At 74.8% G+C, this 19821-nt stretch carries 20 protein-coding genes and 1 tRNA gene; 10 read left to right on the top strand and 11 right to left on the bottom strand.

Translation table 11 applies throughout. The annotated features are described in order from the left end of the window. Nucleotides 1-93: 93 nt before the first annotated feature. Complete coding sequence (locus ACI791_RS04475) at nt 94-1008, top strand: MSMEG_6728 family protein (protein WP_456584943.1); 915 nt, start codon at nt 94-96, stop codon at nt 1006-1008. Here ACI791_RS04475 and ACI791_RS04470 read toward each other — a convergent pair. Together ACI791_RS04470 and ACI791_RS04465 are read right to left on the bottom strand one after the other, a co-directional pair. Beyond that, nucleotides 1005-1421: a PaaI family thioesterase gene (locus ACI791_RS04470; protein ID WP_456584942.1), complete on the bottom strand. Its 417-nt coding sequence runs from the start codon at nt 1419-1421 to the stop codon at nt 1005-1007. The two genes, ACI791_RS04475 and ACI791_RS04470, sit on opposite strands and share 4 nt — an antisense overlap. Beyond that, a complete protein-coding gene (locus tag ACI791_RS04465) occupies nt 1418-1777 on the bottom strand; it encodes a VOC family protein (protein WP_347059351.1) in 360 nt (119 codons plus the stop codon). Before ACI791_RS04465 ends, ACI791_RS04470 begins: the two co-directional genes overlap by 4 nt. Before the next feature lie 134 nt (nt 1778-1911). Between ACI791_RS04465 and ACI791_RS04460 the strand changes: the two genes are divergently transcribed. Then, the gene (locus ACI791_RS04460) at nt 1912-2622 is read left to right on the top strand and encodes a YbaK/EbsC family protein (RefSeq protein ID WP_456584941.1); all 711 of its coding nucleotides are present in this window, start codon (nt 1912-1914) and stop codon (nt 2620-2622) included. Between the two features lie 10 nt (nt 2623-2632). Here ACI791_RS04460 and mscL read toward each other — a convergent pair whose 3' ends face one another. The 3 genes from mscL to ACI791_RS04445 all read right to left on the bottom strand — a co-directional run bounded on the left by mscL (nt 2633) and on the right by ACI791_RS04445 (nt 4160). Beyond that, nucleotides 2633-3070, bottom strand: coding sequence for a large conductance mechanosensitive channel protein MscL (gene mscL, locus ACI791_RS04455; RefSeq protein WP_456584940.1), 438 nt, complete (start codon nt 3068-3070; stop codon nt 2633-2635). A 38-nt stretch (nt 3071-3108) separates the two neighbouring features. Then, nucleotides 3109-3732: a Flp pilus assembly protein CpaB gene (cpaB, locus tag ACI791_RS04450; protein ID WP_456584939.1), complete on the bottom strand. Its 624-nt coding sequence runs from the start codon at nt 3730-3732 to the stop codon at nt 3109-3111. A gap of 92 nt (nt 3733-3824) precedes the next feature. Further along, on the bottom strand, nt 3825-4160 hold the full coding sequence (locus ACI791_RS04445) for an FmdB family zinc ribbon protein (RefSeq protein WP_456584938.1): 336 nt from the start codon (nt 4158-4160) through the stop codon (nt 3825-3827). 264 nt (nt 4161-4424) lie between these two features. On the opposite strand from ACI791_RS04445, the gene ACI791_RS04440 reads away from it, so the two are divergent. Next, complete coding sequence (locus tag ACI791_RS04440) at nt 4425-6815, top strand: ATP-binding cassette domain-containing protein (protein WP_456584937.1); 2391 nt, start codon at nt 4425-4427, stop codon at nt 6813-6815. 13 nt (nt 6816-6828) lie between these two features. Here the strand turns inward: ACI791_RS04440 and ACI791_RS04435 are convergent, their stop codons facing one another. The 5 genes from ACI791_RS04435 to ACI791_RS04415 all read right to left on the bottom strand — a co-directional run bounded on the left by ACI791_RS04435 (nt 6829) and on the right by ACI791_RS04415 (nt 12128). Next, on the bottom strand, nt 6829-7302 hold the full coding sequence (locus ACI791_RS04435; protein WP_456584936.1) for a DUF5313 family protein: 474 nt from the start codon (nt 7300-7302) through the stop codon (nt 6829-6831). A gap of 56 nt (nt 7303-7358) precedes the next feature. Next, nucleotides 7359-8888 (bottom strand): carboxyl transferase domain-containing protein, encoded by a 1530-nt coding sequence (locus ACI791_RS04430; RefSeq protein ID WP_456584935.1) that lies wholly within the window; start codon nt 8886-8888, stop codon nt 7359-7361. Next, a complete protein-coding gene (locus tag ACI791_RS04425) occupies nt 8885-10072 on the bottom strand; it encodes a CaiB/BaiF CoA transferase family protein (RefSeq protein WP_456584934.1) in 1188 nt (395 codons plus the stop codon). The genes ACI791_RS04430 and ACI791_RS04425 overlap by 4 nt, the downstream gene beginning before the upstream one ends. An 83-nt stretch (nt 10073-10155) precedes the next feature. Then, on the bottom strand, nt 10156-11493 hold the full coding sequence (locus tag ACI791_RS04420) for an SLC13 family permease (RefSeq protein ID WP_456584933.1): 1338 nt from the start codon (nt 11491-11493) through the stop codon (nt 10156-10158). A gap of 41 nt (nt 11494-11534) precedes the next feature. Continuing rightward, nucleotides 11535-12128 carry a 5-formyltetrahydrofolate cyclo-ligase gene (locus tag ACI791_RS04415; RefSeq protein WP_456584932.1) on the bottom strand — a complete coding sequence of 198 codons (594 nt, stop codon included), beginning with the start codon at nt 12126-12128 and terminating at the stop codon, nt 11535-11537. A 26-nt stretch (nt 12129-12154) separates the two neighbouring features. On the opposite strand from ACI791_RS04415, the gene galU reads away from it, so the two are divergent. The 6 genes from galU to ACI791_RS04385 all read left to right on the top strand — a co-directional run bounded on the left by galU (nt 12155) and on the right by ACI791_RS04385 (nt 17123). Next, nucleotides 12155-13075, top strand: a complete 921-nt coding sequence (galU, locus tag ACI791_RS04410; protein ID WP_456584931.1) for a UTP--glucose-1-phosphate uridylyltransferase GalU — start codon at nt 12155-12157, stop codon at nt 13073-13075. Nucleotides 13076-13187: 112 nt separating this feature from the next. Next, nucleotides 13188-14639 (top strand): molybdotransferase-like divisome protein Glp, encoded by a 1452-nt coding sequence (glp, locus tag ACI791_RS04405; protein WP_456584930.1) that lies wholly within the window; start codon nt 13188-13190, stop codon nt 14637-14639. A 9-nt stretch (nt 14640-14648) separates the two neighbouring features. After that, on the top strand, nt 14649-15281 hold the full coding sequence (locus ACI791_RS04400) for a GNAT family N-acetyltransferase (RefSeq protein WP_456584929.1): 633 nt from the start codon (nt 14649-14651) through the stop codon (nt 15279-15281). 190 nt (nt 15282-15471) lie between these two features. After that, nucleotides 15472-16191, top strand: a complete 720-nt coding sequence (locus ACI791_RS04395) for a hypothetical protein (RefSeq protein WP_456584928.1) — start codon at nt 15472-15474, stop codon at nt 16189-16191. A gap of 79 nt (nt 16192-16270) precedes the next feature. Beyond that, nucleotides 16271-16347, top strand: a tRNA-Ala gene (locus tag ACI791_RS04390). A gap of 131 nt (nt 16348-16478) precedes the next feature. Beyond that, nucleotides 16479-17123, top strand: coding sequence for a ScbR family autoregulator-binding transcription factor (locus ACI791_RS04385; protein WP_456584927.1), 645 nt, complete (start codon nt 16479-16481; stop codon nt 17121-17123). 150 nt (nt 17124-17273) lie between these two features. Here ACI791_RS04385 and ACI791_RS04380 read toward each other — a convergent pair whose 3' ends face one another. Next, entirely contained in the window at nt 17274-18809 is a 1536-nt protein-coding gene (locus tag ACI791_RS04380) for a dolichyl-phosphate-mannose--protein mannosyltransferase (RefSeq protein ID WP_456584926.1), read from the bottom strand. A 104-nt stretch (nt 18810-18913) separates the two neighbouring features. Between ACI791_RS04380 and rsmI the strand changes: the two genes are divergently transcribed. Continuing rightward, a complete protein-coding gene (rsmI, locus tag ACI791_RS04375; protein ID WP_456584925.1) occupies nt 18914-19750 on the top strand; it encodes a 16S rRNA (cytidine(1402)-2'-O)-methyltransferase in 837 nt (278 codons plus the stop codon). Nucleotides 19751-19821: the final 71 nt, after the last annotated feature.

Here is a 19821-nt window from a genome sequence, read left to right as displayed (position 1 = left end):
AGAACACCGACGACGCGCGGCGCGGGCGCTGGGAGGCCGCGCTGCGCGCGCCTGGGGGTTGACCGCGCGTCGGACCGGGCAGGAACCGCCGCGATGCAGACCTTCGTGCCCGTGGCCGACTTCGAGGAGAGCGCGCGGCTGCTCGACTCCCCGCGGCTGGGCAAGCAGCGGGTGGAGACGCTCCAGATCCTCCGGGCGCTGGAGCTGCCCGACTACGGCTGGGCGAGCCATCCGGTGGTGGCGATGTGGCGCGGCCGGACGGCGGCGCTGGTGAGCTACGGCCTGGCCATGGTGCGGGTCTGGCGCGAGCGCGGCTTCGCCGACACCACCGAGACGCTGATCGGTGAGTTCGCCCCCGACGTCGTCGGCGTGCCGCAGGCCGAGCTGGCGGCCGCCGGTCTGCTCCCGTCCTGGGTCGGCAACGAGGCGCTGCACCTCTCGCACCGTTCCAACCTGATCGCCAAGGACCCGGATTTCTACCGCAGCCGGTTCGCCGAGCTGTTCGGCCCCGAGCCCGACGACCTGCCCTACCTCTGGCCCGGTCCGGACGACCTGCCGCCGGCGCCCGAGCCCGAGGGTGTGCGGGTCTGGGTGGTGCGGCCGCGTGCGCACAACGAGCTGGGGGCCTGCCTGGCGGCCGGGGTGATCGGGCTGGGTACGCAGTCGGGCATCGACGTCGACGCCACCGGGATGGATCCTCCCGAGCTGCGGGCGCTCTCCAAGGAGATCTCCGGCCGCCGCCCGGCCAAGGACCTTCGCCAGCTGTCGGCGTTCCTCGACGAGATGAAGCCCGGGGACCCGGTGGGCCTGCCCATCGAGCACGGCGCCGGGCTGCTGGTCGGCGAGGTGGTGGGGAACTACCTGTTCCAGGGCCGCGAGCTGCTGCCGCACCGGCGGCCGGCGCGCTGGGACCGGGTGGTGCCGCGTGCGGCCGCCCGGCCGCCGGCGACCCTCCAGGACCCGCGCGCGCTGTTCCAGGTCGTCCTCGACCCGGCGGTGCTGGGCTAACCCGGCAGCGGAACGTTCTGCAGCCGCACCTGGCCGCGGGCGACGAGCTTGCCGTCCTCGGCGCGGGTGAGCAGCACCTGCCAGAGCTGCTGGGTCCGGCCCTGCTGGACCGGCTCGGCGACGACCTCGACCCGGCCGCTGGTCGTGGAGCGGATGAAGTCGGTGTTGTTGTTGACGCCGACGGAGAACTGGCCCTGGTCCCGCACCGCCGTGCTCGCGCCGATGCTGGCGGCGGACTCGACGACCGAGCAGTAGACGCCGCCGTGCACCACGCCCCACGGGGTGTGCTGGTCCGGGCCGAGGTCCACGTGGCCGGCCACGCGGGTGGCGGTGGACTCGGTGACGGTGAACTTCATCGCCGCCACGAACGTGCTCGCGACCCTCGGGTCGACCGGCGGCCGGGGCTCGCTCACGCGTCCCACACCAGGCAGAAGGGGTGGCCCACCGGGTCGGCGTAGACCCGGAAGTCGCCGCCGCCGCCCGGGAGCGTGCGGGCGCCCAGCGCCAGCGCCTTCGGCTCGGCCTCCTCGATGTCGGCGACCCGGATGTCGAGGTGGAACTGCTGCGGGCGGTCGGGGTCCGGCCACGCGGGAGGCTGGAGGTCCGGCGCCTGCTGGAAGGCGATCCGGTACCCGGCGCCGGAGACGACGACCCAGTCGTCGCCGGGGCCGCCCTTGCTCACCTCCATGCCGAGCAGCTCGGCGTAGAAGCCCGCGAGCGCGTGCGGGTCGGGCGCGTCGATCACGACGGAGTGCAGCTGACCGATCATGGCCCCATCCTGGCGCTCCGCCCGGTGCGGCGACAGCCGTCGCCCGGCCACCGGCCGCAGCGATCCGGCCCCGGGCTGCACGCCCGGCGGCGCGTGACCGAGGATTGAGCCGTGCCGTCCCCCCACGCCGCCCGATGACCGCCCCCGCCCTCGGCTCGCTCCGCTGGCTGCCGGCCGCCGAGCGCCCCGACCTGCTGGGGCCGCCGGTCGCCGCCGCGCTGCCGAGGCTGCCCGGCCCGGCGTGGGTCGCCGAGATCGCCGAGGATCTTGCCGACACCGCCGCGTTCTCCGGGGCCTACGCGGTGCCGCTGGCCGCCTCCGCGAACTGCGTGGTCGTCGCCGCGCGGCGGGGCGGGGAGACCACGCTGGCCGCCTGCCTGGTGCTGGCCACCACCCGCGCCGACGTCAACGGGCTGGTGCGCCGCCACCTCGGGGCGCGGAAGGTCTCCTTCGCCCCGCAGGACGTCGCCGTCGCCGAGACCGGCATGGCCTACGGCGGCATCACCCCGGTGGGGCTGCCCGCGTCGTGGCCGGTGCTGGTCGACGCCGCGGTCGCCGCGGCCGAGCTGGTCGTCATCGGCTCGGGCACCCGGGGCAGCAAGCTGGCGGTGCCCGGGGCGCTACTGGTCGGGCTGCCCGGTGCGGTGGTGCTGGACGGTCTCGGCCAGCCGTTGCCGAGCGCCCCGCCCGCAGCGGACCCGGCTGCTGCTCCGGCTCCGGTGCTCCCGCCGCGGGAGCGGGCGCCCGACGAGAGCGACGTCGGCTGGGGCGAGCGCCCCTCGGACGTCTCCGACGACGACCGGCGCTACCTGGAGGATCGGCCGCCGCACTGGGGGAGCGACTGAGCGGGCGCGTTCAGCGAGCCGGGGGGCCGGGCTGCCCCGCGCCGGGCCCTGCCGGACCCAGGCCCTGCTGGGCACGCAGCAGGTCGCGGATCTCCACCAGGAGCTCCAGCTCCGTGGGGCCGACCGGGCCCGGCTCCTCGCCGCGCGCGCGGCGGTCAAAGAGCCGGTGCACGGGCAGCACGACCAGGAAGTAGATGATCCCGGCCGTCAGCACGAAGGTGATGACGGTGCTCAGGAACGCCCCCCAGGTGAAGTCCTGCCCGTCCACCCGGACGGTGCCGCCGAGCTCGCCGCCACCGCCGATCAGGCCGATGAGCGGGGTCAGGAACGACGAGGCGAACGCGTTGACCACGTCGGTGAACGCCGCGCCGATCACCACCGCGACGGCCAGGTCGACGACGTTGCCGCGGAACAGGAAGTCCTTGAAGCCGTTCAGCACGCCGACCATCCAAGCCGTACCGGCCGCGCTGCGCGCAGCCGGTGCGGTCAGGGCGGGGGCAGGCTGACCGTGAGCGTCGCGCCGGCCGAGGCGGCGGCGAGCCGCGCTGCGGTGGCCTCCTCGACGGCCAGGACCAGCAGCCCGGCACCGGGGTCGTCGGCGTCCGACGCTGGTGCGGCCAGGACCCGGGCGCCCGAGGCCACCCGCTCGGCGGACGAGGCGTCGGTGCCGGTGGCCAGGACGTCGACCCGGTCACCGGCGCGGACCAGGGCGGCGACCTGCAGGTCCGCCAGCCGCACCGGGGCCGCCACCTGCCCCGGGAGCAGCAGGGAGCTCAGCCCGGCCCCGACCAGTCGCGCGTCGCTGAGCGGCTCACCGCGGCGGACGTGGCCGGCGAGCACCCGGTGCACCAGCAGGTCGGGCGCGCCCACCACGCCGTCGGGCACCGCGTCCGGCGGCAGCCGGACGAGCGACAGGTCGCCCTGGGCCAGCGCCGTGCCGGCGGGTAGGTCGGCCGCGGCGACCACCACGGGAACGGGAGCCGGCCCGGTCGCCCCGGCCGGGGTCTGTGCCGGCCGGAGCGCGAGCACCAGCGCCAGGACCGCCAGCAGCGCGGCCGCGGCCCGGCGGGCCACCAGCAGCGGGGAGCGGGGACGGCGCAGACGCGGCATGCGACGACCATGCCCGGAGCCGGGGCGGTCCCGGAGGGGCCGGCGGGAGCTGTGGAGGAGCGGCGGGCCTGTGGATGCGGGACCCGCCGTCGTCAGTTGGCGGCCTTGGCCCCGCTGCCGGACGCCGAGGAGGTGGTCGACGAGGTCGAGGGGGAGGAGCTCGACGAGCTCTCCTTCGCGGGGGCCGACGAGGACGTGCCGGACGAGGAGCCGTTGCTGCCCGAGCTCTCCGACGCCGTGCTGCTCTTCCGGCTGTCGGTGCGGTAGAAGCCCGAGCCCTTGAAGACGACGCCGACCGAGCCGTAGACCTTGCGCACCGGGGCGCCGCACTCGGGGCACTCGGTCACCGGAGCGTCGGTGAACGACTGCACGACCTCGAACTCGTGCTTGCCCTCGGTGTTGGTGCAGGCGTACTGGTACGTGGGCACGGCGTGGCTCTCCCTGGTCGAGCGGAGGTGGGTGCCGGGTTGGCACTCTCGCCCGGCGACTGCCAATGATGCGCCATGCCGCCACCCCCGTCCACGTGTGTGGCTGGGTGTCCGCCTCCGGCGCCCCGTGCGGGTGATCACACGGCGGGAGGAGCGACGAGCTGGAGCGCGGTTCGCCCGGCCGGTGTCGCGCGCGCACCGCTCGACCAACCACCCGGGGCTTGGCACCATCCCGGTCGTGACCAGCGCACCCACCGCGGCACCATGAGTACCGACACGACGGCGGCCCCCGGGGCGGCCGCGCCGCACGTAGCCGACAGCCACGACGTCATCCGGGTGCAGGGCGCCCGGGTGAACAACCTCGAGGACGTCAGCCTCGAGATCCCGAAGCGCCGGCTGACGGTGTTCACCGGGGTCTCCGGCTCGGGCAAGAGCTCGCTGGTGTTCGGGACGATCGCCGCGGAGTCGCAGCGGCTGGTCAACGAGACCTACAGCGCCTTCGTGCAGGGCTTCATGCCGACGCTCGCGCGGCCCGAGGTCGACCGGCTCGACGGCCTGACGACGGCGATCATCGTCGACCAGGAGCGGATGGGCGCCAACCCCCGTTCCACCGTGGGTACGGCCACCGACGCCAACGCGATGCTGCGCATCCTGTTCAGCCGGCTCGGGCAGCCGCACATCGGTCCGCCGACCGCCTTCGCGTTCAACGTGCCGACGCGCAAGGCGAGCGGTGTCATGAGCACCGCGAGGGGCGGCCGGGTCGAGAGGAACGTGGTGCGCGACGTCGTCTACCTGGGCGGCATGTGCCCGCGGTGCGAGGGCATGGGCTCGGTCTCCGACGTCGACCTCGCCGCGCTGTACGACGAGGACAAGTCGCTGGCCGAGGGGGCGCTGAGGATCCCCGGCTACAGCATGGACGGCTGGTACGGCCGGATCTTCCGCGGCGCCGGCTTCGACATGGACAAGCCGATCGCGGAGTTCGGCGAGGAGGAGCTGCACGACCTCCTCCACAAGGAGCCGACCAAGATCGAGGTGGAGGGCATCAACCTCACCTACGAGGGCGTCATCCCGAAGATCCGGAAGTCGATGCTCTCGAAGGACGTCGACGCGATGCAGCCGCACATCCGCGCCTTCGTGGAGCGTGCGATCACGTTCCAGCCCTGCCCCGAGTGCGACGGCACCCGGCTGAGCCCCGGGGCCAGGTCGTCGCGGATCCGGGGCGAGAACATCGCCGACCTCTGCGCGATGCAGATCAGTGACCTCGCCGACTGGATCCGGAAGCTGCACGAGCCCACCGTGGCGCCGCTGCTCGCCGGCCTGCAGCACCTGCTCGACTCGTTCGCCGAGATCGGGCTGGGCTACCTCTCGCTCGACCGCCCGGCCGGCACCCTCTCGGGCGGTGAGGCGCAGCGGACCAAGATGATCCGCCACCTCGGGTCCTCGCTGACCGACGTCACCTACGTCTTCGACGAGCCGACGACCGGCCTGCACCCGCACGACATCGCGCGGATGAACGAGCTGCTGCTGCGGCTCCGGGACAAGGGCAACACGGTGCTGGTCGTGGAGCACGCGCCGGAGACGATCGCGATCGCCGACCACGTCGTCGACCTCGGTCCCGGCGCCGGCACGAGCGGCGGCGAGGTCGTGTTCGAGGGCACGGCCGACCGGCTGCGGACCAGCGGCACGCTGACGGGCCGGCACCTGGACGACCGGGTCCCCGTGAAGCCGTCGGTGCGCGCGCCGTCGGGCGCGATGGAGGTGCGCGGCGCCGGCATCCACAACCTGCGCGACGTCGACGTGGACATCCCGCTCGGCGTGCTGGTCGTCCTCACCGGCGTGGCCGGGTCCGGGAAGAGCTCGCTCGTCTCGGGCTCGGTCGCCGGGCGGGACGGCGTCGTGGTGGTCGACCAGGGGGCGATCCGCGGTTCGCGCCGGAGCAACGCCGCCACCTACAGCGGCTTGCTGGACCCGATCCGCAAGGCGTTCGCGAAGGCCAACGGCGTGAAGCCGGCGCTGTTCAGCGCCAACTCCGAGGGCGCCTGCCCGACCTGCAACGGCGCCGGGGTCGTCTACACCGACCTCGGCGTCATGGCGACCGTCGAGTCCACCTGCGAGGACTGCGAGGGAAAGCGGTTCCAGGCGGCGGTGCTGGCGTACGCGCTCGGCGGCCGGAACATCGCCGAGGTGCTGGCGATGCCGGTGGCCGAGGCGGCCGGGTTCTTCGGCGAGGGCGAGGCGCGCACCCCGGCCGCGCGCACCATCCTCGAGCGGCTCGCCGACGTGGGGCTCGGCTACCTCACGCTGGGGCAGCCGCTCACGACGCTGTCGGGCGGGGAGCGGCAGCGGCTGAAGCTGGCCACCCAGCTGGCGGAGAAGGCGACCGTCTACGTCCTCGACGAGCCGACGACCGGCCTGCACCTGGCCGACGTCGCGACCCTCCTGGCCCTGCTCGACCGGCTGGTCGACTCCGGCCGGTCGGTGATCGCCATCGAGCACCACCAGGCGGTGATGGCCCACGCCGACTGGATCATCGATCTCGGTCCCGGCGCCGGCCACGACGGCGGGCGGATCGTCTTCGAGGGCACGCCCGCCGACCTCGTCGCCGCCCGGTCCACGCTCACCGGCGAGCACCTCGCGGCCTACGTCGGCCGCTGAGCGCCCGCATCGCTCAGCGGCCGGTGCGGTCGCGGTAGCGGGCGGCGCGCTTGGCCGCGGCCGCCCGCTTCCGTTCGGTCTCCCGCTGCTGGCGGCCGACGCCGGCCCGGTCCCGGAGCGCGGTGGCGGTGCCCGCCGGATAGCCCGCCTTGACCACCCGGTTCTCGGTGGTCTCCGGCATGTAGGCCAGCGAGAAGATCAGCCCCAGGAAGATCCCGCCGCCGACGACCGCGAGGCGCAGCGCCAGCGGGGCGGGCAGCAGGGTCACGACCAGCGCGATGGGCACGGCCAGCTGCACGAGCATCCGGGCGATGTGCCGGACCCACCAGGTTCCGGTGGTGGTGTCGTGCAGCACCCAGCCGCGGTGCCGCTCGGGCAGCCCGCCGCCGAAGGCATACCAGAGCCAGCGGTGGGGTGCCGGCCGGACGACCGGGTCGTCCTGCTCCGGGCGGGGGTCGGCCATGGCGCTGCCATCCGCGGGGTCCACGCCCCCATGGTCCCAGCGCCCGTGATGATGACCAGGTGACCTGATCATCACGGAGGTCAGCGGCCGAGGTGGCGGTAGCGGTGCAGCCGGGTGCGGAAGCGCTCGGTGTCGTCGCGGCCGAGCAGGCCGGCCAGCTCCTCGCCCAGCACCCGGCCCAGCCGCAGGCAGAACTCGGTCGGCTCGTCGGCGGCGTCGGGCCGCTCGGGCACCACCCGGTCGACGATCCCGGCCCGCCAGAGGTCGGTGGCGCGCACGCCCTGGTCGGCCGCCATCTCGTCGGCGCGCTCGACGGTGCGGTGCACGATCGCCGAGGCGCCCTCCGGGGGCAGCGGCCCCAGCCAGCCGTTGGCCGCGGCCAGCACCCGGTCGGCGGGGACGAGTGCGAGCGCCCCGCCGCCGGTGCCCTGCCCGAGCAGGACCGCCAGCGTCGGGGCCTTGAGCACCACCAGATCGTGCAGGCAGCGGGCGATCTCCCCGGCCAGCCCACCTTCCTCGGCCTCGCGGGAGAGCGCGGCGCCGGGGGTGTCGATGAGGGTCACCAGCGGCAGCCGCAGCTGCTCGGCCAGGTGCATGCCGCGGCGGGCCTCCCGCAGCGCGGCCGGGCCCAGCGGCGCCGAGAACGACTGCCCGCGCCGGTCCTGCCCCAGCACGACGCACGGAGCCCCGCCGAATCGGGCCAGCGCCAGCAGCAGGCCGGGGTCCTTCTCGCCCGCCCCGGTGCCGGAGAGGCCGACGACGTCGGTCGCCGCGGTGCGCAGCAGCCGCCGCACCCCCGGCCGGTCCTCCCGCCGGGAGGCGGTCACGACGTCCCAGGCGGTCCGGTGGTCCTCCGGGTCGTCGGCGCCGGTGCCGTCCTCGGGCGTGGGCCGTTCGGCGTCCCGGACGTCGAGGTGCCAGGTCTGCCGGGCCGACAGCACGCGCAGGGCGCGGTCGGCGACCTCGGCGATCTGCTCGTGCGGGACGACGGCGTCGATCAGCCCGTGCTCGGCCAGGTTCTCGGCGGTCTGCACGTCGGCCGGGAAGGGCTCGCCGTAGAGCGCCTCGAACACCCGGGGCCCCAGGAAGCCGATCGAGGCGCCCGGCTCGGCGATGGTGACGTGGCCGAGCGACCCCCAGGAGGCGAGGACGCCGCCGAAGGTCGGGTGCCGGAGGTACACGAGGTACGGCAGCCCGGCCTCCTTGTGCCGGGCGATGGCGGCGGTGATGCCGATCATCTGGAGGAAGGCGACCGTGCCTTCCTGCATACGGGTGCCGCCGGACACCGGGGCGGCCAGCAGCGGGAGCCCCTCGTCGGTGGCCCGCTCCACCGCGGCGATCAGCCGTTCCGCGGCGGCGACCCCGATGGAGCCCGCGAGGAAGCCGAACTCCCCGGCGACGACGGCGACACGGCGGCCGCGCAGCGTCCCCTCGCCGGTGATGACCGACTCGTCCTGCCGGCTCTTCTCCGCGGCGCGGGCCAGCTCGGCGGCGTAACCCTCGCTGACGTCGCGGGGCGGGACGGGGGAGTCCCAGGACTGCCACGACCCGGGATCGAGCACCAGGTCGCGCAGGGCCCGGGCATCGAGGCGGGCGGGGGTGGCGCTCACGTGGCGGGGCCGTTCAGCCAGGCGCGGATCGCGTCGCCGTCGGCACCGAGCACCGGGGGAGCGGCGTGCTCCCGGCGGGTGGTCTCCGTCTCGCCGTCCGAACCCGGGTGGAAGAATCGCAGCGGCGGGCCGGGCAGCTGCAGCGGGCCCAGCGTGGCGTGCTCGACGTCGACGAGCAGGCCCTGGGACAGCGCCTGGTCCCAGGTGTAGACCTCGTCGAGGGTGCGGACCTTTCCCGAGGGGATGCCCACCCGGCCGAGCCGGGCCAGCAGCTCCTCGGCGGAGATGTCGGCGAAGGCGCCCTCGAGCAGCGCGATCACCTCCTGGCGGTGCTCCACCCGGTCGCCGTTGGTGGCCATCCCGGGTGCTTCGGGGTCGAACCCGAACTCGGCGCAGAGCCGGCGCCAGAGCGAGTCGTTGGCGCAGGCCACCTGGACGCTGCCGCCCTTGCAGCGGAACAGCCCGTAGGGGGCGATCGAGGGGTGGTGGTTGCCCTGCGCGGCCCCGACCTCACCGGCGACGGTCCACCGGGTGCCCTGGAAGGCGTGCACGCCGACAATCGCGGCGAGCAGGGAGGTGCGCACCACCTGCCCGCGACCGGTCCGCTCCCGTTCCATCAGCGCGGCCACCACGCCGTAGGCGCCGTACATGCCGGCCAGCAGGTCGCCGATCGGCACGCCGACCCGCTGCGGGTCGTCCGGCCCGGAGCCGGTGAGCGACATGAGGCCGCCCTCGCCCTGCGCGATCTGGTCGTAGCCGGCCCGGCCGCCCTCGGGGCCGTCGTGGCCGAAGCCGCTGATCGCCAGGGTCACCAGCCGGGGGTTCAGCTCGGCGAGCACGTCGGTGCCGAACCCCAGCCGCGCCAGCGTGCCCGGGCGGAAGTTCTCCAGCAGCACGTCGGCGCGTCGGAGCAGCTCGGTGAGCACCGCCTTGTCCCCGTCGTCCTTGAGGTCGAGGGTGATCGACTCCTTGTTCCGGTTGGTCGAGAGGAAGTAGGTCGACTCCCGCTCGCCCTGGTCGGGCTGGACGAACGGCGGCCCCCAGCTGCGGGTGTCGTCACCGCTGCCGGGGCTCTCCACCTTGATCACCCGTGCGCCGAGATCGCCCAGCATCATCGCGGCGTGCGGCCCCGCCAGGGCGCGGGTCAGGTCGACGACGAGCACGCCGTCCAGCGGTCCGGACACAGGTCTCTCCCTCGGTCATGCCCCGCTCCCGCGGAGGCGTGCGTGCAGTCTCTCAGCGCTAAGCAATCTGGGCCAGGATCTCCTCACAGCCAGCCGGGGACGACGAAGACCAGCCACGACAGCAGCGGCCCGACGGCCACGACGATCGCGGCGTAGGCCAGGATCTGCTTGTAGAAGCGGTCGCGGTCGATGTCCTGCGCATTCGCCAGGACCAGCGCACCGTTCGTGGAGAACGGGCTCACGTCGACGATGGTCGAGGCCACGGACAGCGCGACCACCACGCCCACCGCGCTGATCTGCCCGGCCTCGAGGAACGGAACGGCGAGCAGGATGGCCACGCCGATGATCGCCGTCGACGACGCGAAGGCCGAGACCACTCCGCCGATGTAGGCGAGGAGCAGGGCGATGAGCAGCGGCACGCCGAGCCCGATGACCGCGTCGCCGACGTAGTCGATCGTGCCGGCCTCCTCCAGCACGGACACGAAGGTCAGCACGCCGGCGATGAGGAGGATCGTCGACCAGCTGATCTGCGTGACCGCCCCCTTGTGCTGCTGCGCCGAGAACAGCGCCAGGACGACGGCGACCGTGATCGCCACGAAACCGATGTCCAGGTCGAAGGCGAGCGCCAGGACCGCGACGACGACCAGCCCGATCAGCGTGAGGACCTGCTCGAACCGGACGGGTTCGGGGCGGTCGGGGTGGATGTGCTCGTCGTCGTCGCCGCCGACCGCGGGGCCGGGCGCCGCGCCGTGGCCGCGGACCAGCGTGCCGTGGGCGTGCTCGGTGTGCGCGATGGGCTCGGCGGCCACCTTGCGGCCGATCAGCTTCCGCCCGCCCAGGACGAAGAACAGCACGACCGCGATGGCGATGTTGAACAGGAGCGCACCGAGGAAGACCGTCAGCGGGCTGCTGGGCAGGTCCTCGCCCTCGACGATCGTGTTGACCGTGACGCCGTAGACGCTGATCGGGGAGAAGCCGCCGCCCTGGGCGCCGTGGATGACCATCATGCCCATCAGCAGCGGGCTGATGTCGTGCCGCGCGGCGAAGGTGAGCGCGATCGGCGCGATGATCGCCACCGCGGCCGGGGAGAGCGCTCCGATGGCGGTGAGCACCGCGGTGACGAAGAACATCACCCACGGGATCGCGGCGACGTGGCCGCCGACCATCTTCACCGCGCCCCTGACCAGCAGGTCGACGGTGCCGTTGTTCTGCGCGATGGCGAACAGGTACGTGACGCCGATGAGCGTCAGCACCAGCCCGGCGGGGAAGCCGGCGATGATGTCGTCGGTCGTCAGCCCCACCGACAGGGTGCCGACGACGAAGGCGGCGACGAACGCCAGCGCCCCCATGTTGATCGGCAGGAACGTGGCGATGGCGAAGATGACGACCAGCGCCACGATGGTGACGATCTCTGGGGACACGATCCCTCCACGGCGTCGGGGGCGACGAGGGTCCCACTGTCTCAGTGACCCGCCGGTAGCGCCTGCCATCCGCCGGACGGGGTGACGACCGCGGTCACGCGCACGTCGTGCGCCTCGGTGGGCAGGTGGTCGACCAGTTCGTCGTCGAAGACGACGGCCACCAGCACCACGTCCGGGTGGGTGTGCCGCAGGGCGCGGTCGTAGTACCCGCCGCCGCGGCCCAGCCGCGCCCCGTCGCGGGCGACCGCCGCGGCCGGGACGACCACGGCGCCGGCCGCCCCGATCGCCGCCGGGCCCAGCCGCGGACCGGGAGGCTCGAGCAGGCCGAACCGCCCGGGCGCCAGCTCCCCGGTGTGCTCTGCCCAGTCCAGCTCCCGGCCGCGGGCGGGCACGACCGGGAGGAGCACGCGGGCGCCGCCGACGGCGAGGGCTGCGGGGAGGTGGCCGTGCCCGGCCTCGGTCGGGTCGGGCACGAACGCGGCGATCACCGGGGTGCCCGCCAGCCGCGCCGCGAGCGTCGCCGCCACCGCCGCCGAGCCCGCCGCCCGCTCGCCGCCGGGACGCGCCGCCCGGCGGCGCAGCAGCTCCGCACGGACCGCCGACTTGGCGATGCCTCCCTCGGGCGAGGTGCTCACCGGCGCAGGCTAGCTAGGCTGCCCGCATGTCGACGTCCAGCACCCGTCCGGCCCGGAAGGCGGTCATCCCCGTCGCAGGCATGGGCACCCGGTTCCTGCCCGCCACCAAGGCCGTGCCCAAGGAGCTGCTGCCGGTGGTGGACCGGCCGGCGCTGCAGTACATCGTCGAGGAGGCCGCCCGCGCCGGGCTGCCCGAGGTGCTGATGGTCACCGGCCGGAACAAGGCCGCCATCGAGGACTTCTTCGACCGCACGCCCGAGCTGGAGGCCGCCCTGGAGAAGAAGGGCGACGCCTCGCGGCTGGCCGCCGTGCACGAATCCACCGAGGTCGCGCAGGTGCACTTCGTCCGTCAGGGCGAGGCGCGAGGGCTGGGCCACGCGGTGCTCCAGGCGGCCGCCTTCGTCGGCGACGAGCCGTTCGCGGTGCTGCTGGGCGACGACCTGATCGACGCCCGCGACCACCTGCTCGAGCGGATGCTCGCCGTCCAGGCCCAGCACGGTGGCTCGGTGGTCGCGCTGCTCGACGTGGGCCGGGAGAACATCGACAAGTACGGCGCCGTGGCCGTCGAGCCGACCGCTGACGGCGGCGACGTCGTCGCGATCACCGGTCTGGTCGAGAAGCCGCCGGTCGACGAGGCGCCCAGCAGCCTGGCGATCATCGGCCGCTACGTGCTCGCCCCGGAGATCTTCGAGGTGCTCCGGAAGACGCCCCCCGGCCGCGGCGGGGAGATCCAGCTGACCGATGCGCTGGCCACGCTGGTCGAGCGCGGTGCGCCCGTCCACGGGGTGGTCTTCAGCGGCCGGCGCTACGACACCGGCGACAAGCTGGACTACCTCAAGGCCGTCATCCAGCTGGCCGTCGAGCGCGACGACCTCGGCCCGTCGCTGCGCGGCTGGCTGCGGAACTTCGTCACCGAGCTGCCCGCCGAGGGCGCGTCGTCGTCCTGACCGGCGCCCGCGAGGGCACGATCGGACTGCGGCGCGACGCCGGCCCCCTCCGGGCCGGCGCCGCCGCACGTGCGGCGCCGGCGGACGGCGCCGCGGGACGACGGTGGTGAGGATGTCCGGGCAGAACGACGACGGCAGCATCGGCGGCGGAGGTTCCCGGGTTCACCGGGACACCGCCCAGGTCGACATGCCCATGGCGCCACCGCGGGTCACCGGCCCGGTCGGGCCGCGCGGCACCCAGGCCGGGTCCGGGCCTCCCGGCGACCAGGTGCCCGCGCCGCGCGGGGCCACCGGCCCCGTCCCGCTGCCGGCCGACGGCCGCTCCGACGCCTCGCCGCAGGTGCGCACCGTCGAGCGGCACCTCGACGAGATCCTCGCCGCGGTCCCGCAGCCGGACCCGATCGAGCTGGCGGTGCTCGACGCGCAGGGGCTGCTGTGCGCCGAGGACGTCGTCAGCCAGCGGGCGCTGCCCGCCTTCGACCAGGCGGCGCTGGACGGCTACGCCGCCCGGGCCGAGGACGTCGCCGCCGCCACCGTGGCCGAGCCGGTGGAGCTGCCCGTCGTCGGCGAGAGCGGGGCGGGGGCCGGCGAGCCGTCGTCGATCGGGCCGGGGCTGGCGCTCAAGGTGGCCGCCGGGGCGATGCTCCCCTCCGGCGCCGACGTCGTCGTGCCGGGGGTGTGGACCGACAACGGTGCGGCCCGGGTCTCGGTCCTCGCCGGGCCGCCGGCCGGCAGCTACGTCCGCCTCACCGGTGACGACATCGCCCCGGGGGACCCCGCGGTGCACGTCGGGACCCCGATCGGCCCCGCCCAGATCAGCCTGCTCGCAGCCGTCGGGCGCGAGCGCGTGCTCGTCCGGCCACGACCGCGGGTCGCCGTGCTGAGCGCCGGTCCCGAACTGGTGGACGTGAGCGCCACCCCCGCGCCCGGCCAGGCGGTCGACGTCAACAGCTACGCGCTGGCCGCGGCGGCCCGGGACGCCGGTGCCGACGCCTACCGGTCGGGCATCCTGCCGAGCGACCAGCGGCGCCTGACCGAGGTGCTGGAGAGCCAGCTGCTGCGCAGCGATCTGGTTCTGGTCTCCGGCACCTTCGGCAGCGGCGGGTTCGACATGGTGCAGGAGGCGCTCGCCGGTCTCGGCCGGATGCGGTTCCGCCAGGTCGCGATGCACCCCGGGCCCGCGCAGGGCTTCGGCCGGCTGGGCCGCGACGAGGTTCCGGTGATCTGCGTGCCGGGGGAGCCCGTCGCCGCGCTGGTCGCCTTCGAGGTGTTCGTCCGGCCCGCCATCCGGTTGATGCTCGGCAAGCGCCAGCTGTTCCGCCGGACCGTGCAGGCGATCGCCGGCCAGCAGCTGCTCTCCCCGCTGGGGTACCGCCAGTACCTGCACGGCACCGTGATGCGGCACCCCGACGGCGGCTACGTGGTGGAGCCGGTGGGTGAGGCCACCGACGCCCTCCTGGCCCGGATGGCGCGGGCGAACTGCCTGATCGTCATCGACGAGGACGTCACCGAGGTCGCCGCCGGCGGTCTGGTCACCGTCATGCCGCTGCTGCTCGGTGGCTGACGCGACCCCGTGATCGATCCCGTCCTGCACCCAGGCTGGCCCGCGAGCCTGACCTGGGGCCCGGTGGAGCTCCACCCGCTGCGCCGGGACGACGCCGCGGAGTGGAGCCGCCTACGGCTGGCCAACGAGGACTGGCTCCGCCCGTGGGAGCCGACCGCCACCGTCGGCTGGCAGGCCCGGCACACCCCGGCCGCCTACCGGGCGATGCGACGGGTGATGGCCCGCCGGGCACGGCAGGGCACCTCGCTGCCGTTCGCAGTCCGGGTCGAGGGCCGCCTGGCCGGTCAGGTGACGGTGGACAACATCGTGCGGGGCGCGCTGCGCGCCGGGTCCCTCGGCTACTGGATCGACCGCTCGTCCGCCGGGCGGGGCGTCGCCTCGCTGGCGGTGGCCCTGGTGTGCGACCACGCGTTCGGTCCCGCGGGCCTGCACCGCCTGCAGGCCGACATCCGGCCGGAGAACCTCGCGAGCCAGCGACTGGTGGAGCGGCTGGGGTTCCAGCGGGAGGGCCTGCTGCGGCGCTACCTGGACATCGACGGCGGCTGGCGTGACCACCTGGCATACGCCCTGCTCGCCGAGGATCTGCCGGGCGGGGTGCTCGACCGCTGGCGAGGGATGGCCCCGGGTCGACCCGTCGACTGATCGGTTCGCCGACATAGCACGCAGGGTGGGCGTCGCCGGGGTGGATGACGAGGACGCGCCGTCCGTCGTCACACCGGTCCCACAACACATCGGTGACACGCCCGCGCGCCTCCCTGATCCCGCCCGCCCTGCTGCATAACCTCGCCCGGCGAGTGACTGATGTGACAGGTGGTGTCGTATGGGATCGGGCGTGCTTCTGGCGGCTCTGGTCGTGCTGTGGTTCGTCGTGCTGGTGCCCATGGTGGTGACCCGCGGCGACGGGCAGGACGGCCGGGCGGAGCCTGCCGACTCGGGTCGGACGTTGCAGCGGCGGAGGTCGGTGGACACGGTGCGGCACGCGGAGACCGAGCGGGTGTCGATCGACCGCGAGGTCCTGCGCACCAGCGGCGAGCTGAGGGTGGACGTGCACGCGGCGCGCCGCCGTGCGCTGGGTGGCCTGGTGGCCCTCACGGTCGCGTCGCTGGCCGGCGCGCTGCTCCTCACGCCGTGGCTGTGGATCGCCCAGGCGTTCTTCACCCTCGCGACGGTCGGCTACGTGCTCGTGCTGCGGAAGGTGGCCCGCCGCGAGCGGCTCGCCGCCCGCCGCGCCGCCCGGGCCGCCGCGCGGCAGGCCGCGCGCGCCTCGGTCCGCCCCGCCGCGCGTCCGGCGCCCGCGCCGGCCCCGGCGCCCGTGCAGCGCACGGCCTCCGCAGAGGTGCACGAGACGGTCGCGCAGGACGCCCTGCCCGGGCTGCAGCACCCGAGCCTCCCGCTCGCCCCGGTGCACACGCTCCGCCCGGGGCGGGTCGTCGCCGCCCGCACCCCGGCGCCCGCCGGCTGGCAGAACAGCGCCGTGGTGGGCCTCGACGACGACGACATCGGCTTCGCCGACATCGACGAGTACGAGCCGCCGCGCGCGGCCAACGCCTGAGCGGTCGCGAGCGACTCTCTCCGGCCCTGCCCCGGTGGCAGGGCCGGAGGGGCCTGGCGGTAGTCTTCCTCCAGCACTTGGGGCTGTGGCGCAGACCGGTAGCGCACCTCGTTCGCATCGAGGGGGTCAGGGGTTCAAATCCCCTCAGCTCCACCAGCACAGCGTCGGCGCCGTCGGGGTCCCACCCCGGCGGCGCCGACGTCGTTGTGTCGGACGGCCGATCGCACCGCCGCGACCGCTAGGCTCCCCGGCGACACGGGGCAGGGCGTCCCGCGGGAGGCGGTTGCATGGCTGAGACACCCGTGGGCGCCCCCTCCTCGTCGGGGCGGGCCCGCGGGCGGGCCGGCGACAGCGCCGCCACCCGCCAGCTCATCATCGACGTCGCCGCCCGGGAGTTCAGCGAACGCGGGTACGCGGCCACGTCCCTCGCCGACATCGTCACCGGCACCGGGATGACCAAGGGCGCGCTCTACTGGCACTTCGAGTCCAAGGAGAGCGTGGCGATCGCGGTCGTCCACCAGATGTTCGAGACCTGGCCGGTCATGCTGCGCGGGGTGATGGATTCCCACGACGACGCGCTCGCAGCACTGGTCGCCGTCACCTACGTGGCGGGGGAGCAGTTCGCGCGGGACCCGGTCGTCCGGGCCTCCAAGCGGCTGATGTCCGAGCTCCCGCCGGACGCCCTGGCCAAGCTGCCGCAGCCCTACGTCGGCTGGCAGCACGCGCTGACCCGGCTGATCACCGAGGGGCAGCAGCGGGGGCAGATCAACGCTGCGGCCGACCCGGTGGGCACCGCCCAGGTCATCGTGGCGAGCTTCTTCGGCATGCAGCAGGTCTCGCAGGAGCTCAGCGCCCGGCGCGACCTCGCCGGCCGGCTGGACTCGTTCTGGTCGCTGGTCCTCCCGCAGCTGCAGCCCGGCTCCCCGGCCTGACCGCCGGGCGGGAACCCCCGCCACGGCGACACCGGCGCCGGGCACCCCGCGGGGTGCCCGCCCCGCGCGGGCGCGGCTCGCTGTCGCGCCGGAGGGAACGCTGCTCGACGAGGGGCCCCAGGCCGCAACCACGCGCGCGGCCACCCCGAGTCAGAACCACGACGGGAACCACATGCGCTGCAGCCACTCCGCGTGCGAGAGGGGCTGCCCGGTGAGCACCGGCCAGAAGTGGACGAAGGTGGCCGCCACGACGGCGACGTAGCCGCAGGCGGCGGCCAGGCCGACGCGCCGGCGCCACTCGGCCGCGCCAGGGCGCCCCACCACGTCCTGCAGCGCCAGCGCGACCGCGAGCACGAAGAAGGGGAGGACCGGCGCCATGTAGAAGCTGAACATCGTGCGCTCGAGGTTCACGAACCAGGTCAGCCAGCCCGCCGCGATGCCGACGGCGACGGTCAGGGCCGCCGGATCCCGCCGCGCGACGATCCGCCACAGCAGCCAGACCGCCGCGGGCGCGAAGGCCAGCCACAGAGTCGGCGTCCCGACCATGAGGATGTAGCGCACCACCTGCTCGCCCTCGGCGTCGACGAGGCCCTGCGGGTTCCACAGCAGGATCGGTCGGCCGTTGACCAGCCACGACCAGGGCCCGGACTCCCACGGGTGCGGGCTGGACAGGCCGTTGTGGAACCGGAGCCACTCGGCGTGCTGGTGCCACAGCGAGCGCAGCGCGTCGGGCACCCACGGGAACGCCGTCTCCGGGTTCTGCTGGGCCCAGGCCTTGCCCTGCGACGTCTCGCCGAGGAACCAGCCGGTGAAGCTCGCGAGGTACGTGAGCACCGGCACGGCGGCCAGTGCCCAGAGCGCACCGGGCAGCCCGCGGCGGGCCGCCGTCCGGGTGGGCCGCCGCACCCCGGCCTCGCGCCAGGCCGCGCGGTCCCAGAACAGCGACAGGACGGCGAAGAAGGCGAGGAACCAGACCCCGCTCCACTTGACCGCACAGGCGCAGCCGAACAGGAACCCGGCGGCGATCCGCCAGCCGCGCGGCCCGAGCCGGAACCCGCCGCCCGCGACCTCGCCGGCCGCCCGGACCCGGGCCCGCACGACGTCGCGGTCGACGAGCAGGCAGGCGACCGCACCCAGCACGAACACCTGCAGGAACACGTCGAGCAGGCCGATGCGGGAGATCGTGAACGCGAAGCCGTCCACCAGCAGGAGCAGCCCGGCGAACAGGCCGACCGTCGTCGACCCGGTCAGCCTGCGGGCCAGCCGGAACAGCACGACGACGGCGATCGAGCCCGCCACCGCCGACGGGAAGCGCCAGCCGAAGGAGTCGTACCCGAACAGCAGCTCCCCGGCCGCGATCAGCCACTTTCCCAGCGGCGGGTGGACGATGAAGGAGTAGCCGCGGTTGTACTCGTGGCCCCAGACGAGCAGCTCCTGCGCCTCCGGCGGGTAGTACGCCTCGTCGAACAGCAGGTCGCGCGGGTAGCCGATGCCCCAGAGCCGGACGGTGAGGGCGAGCGCGCCCAGGACGGCGGCGATGATCCACGCCGTCCGGCGGTCACCGGGCAGCGGTGGGACGACGTCCCTGCGCGGCCGGGGAGGAGGCAGGCGGCGCACCCCCGGGGGCACCGGAGGCGAAGCACCCTGCGGGTCCCCGCCCACCCGTTCGGGCGCCAGCACCGCCATGCGGTCAGGGTAGACAACGGACCCGCTCGCCCTCCGGCACTCGCAGGCTCGCGCCGGGCCCCTGCAGGCGGGCCGGAGAGACGGGTCGTGACAGGCTCGTCGGCGTGAGCGGACGGCTGGTGCTGGGTGGCGCGCCCCTCGGGCAACCCGGGGACGTCGGTCCGCGGCTGCGGGCGGCGATGGCCACCGCCGACGTCCTCGCGTGCGAGGACACCCGGCGGCTGCACCGGCTGGCCGCCGACCTCGAGGTCAGGCTGACCGGTCGGGTGGTCACCTTCCACGAGTCGGTGGAGCGCGCCCGGCTGCCCGGGCTGCTGGCGGCCCTGACCGAAGGCCGGACGGTGCTGCTGCTCACCGACGCCGGAATGCCCTCGGTCTCCGACCCCGGGTACACGCTGGTACGTGCGGCGATCGACGCCGGCATCGAGGTGACCTCGGTGCCGGGGCCGTCGGCGGTGATCACGGCGCTCGCGGTCTCCGGCCTTCCGGTGGACCGCTTCTGCTTCGAGGGCTTCCTGCCGCGCAAGGGCGGCGAGCGGCGGTCCCGGTTCGCCGGGCTGGCCGACGAGCGCCGCACGATGGTGTTCTTCGAGTCCCCGCACCGGCTGGCCGACGCGCTCGCCGACGCCGCGGCCGTGCTGGGCGACGACCGGCCGGCCGCCGTCTGCCGGGAGCTGACCAAGACCCACGAGGAGGTCCGGCGCGGCGGGCTGGCCGAACTCGCCACCTGGGCCGCCGACGGGGTGCGCGGCGAGATCACCCTCGTCGTCGCCGGGGCGCCGGAGCGGGCGGTGGACCTGACGCCTGCCCAGCTGGCGGCGGAGGTCGCGGCGGAGGAGGCGGCCGGCGCGACCCGCAAGGACGCGATCCGGGCGGTCATGGCCCGCACCGGGCTGCCGCGCCGCGCCGTCTACGACGCCGTCGTCGCCGCGAAGGGTTAGCCGCGACTGCCCGCTCAGCGTGGCCCTCCACTGTTCGTGCACGAACGGCTGCCTCCCGGAGCGGGAGACAC

The organism is Blastococcus sp. SYSU DS0973 (genome assembly GCF_054051055.1).
The sequence above is the reverse complement of the archived record's forward strand: the minus strand, read 5'-3'. Positions and strand labels throughout refer to the sequence as shown.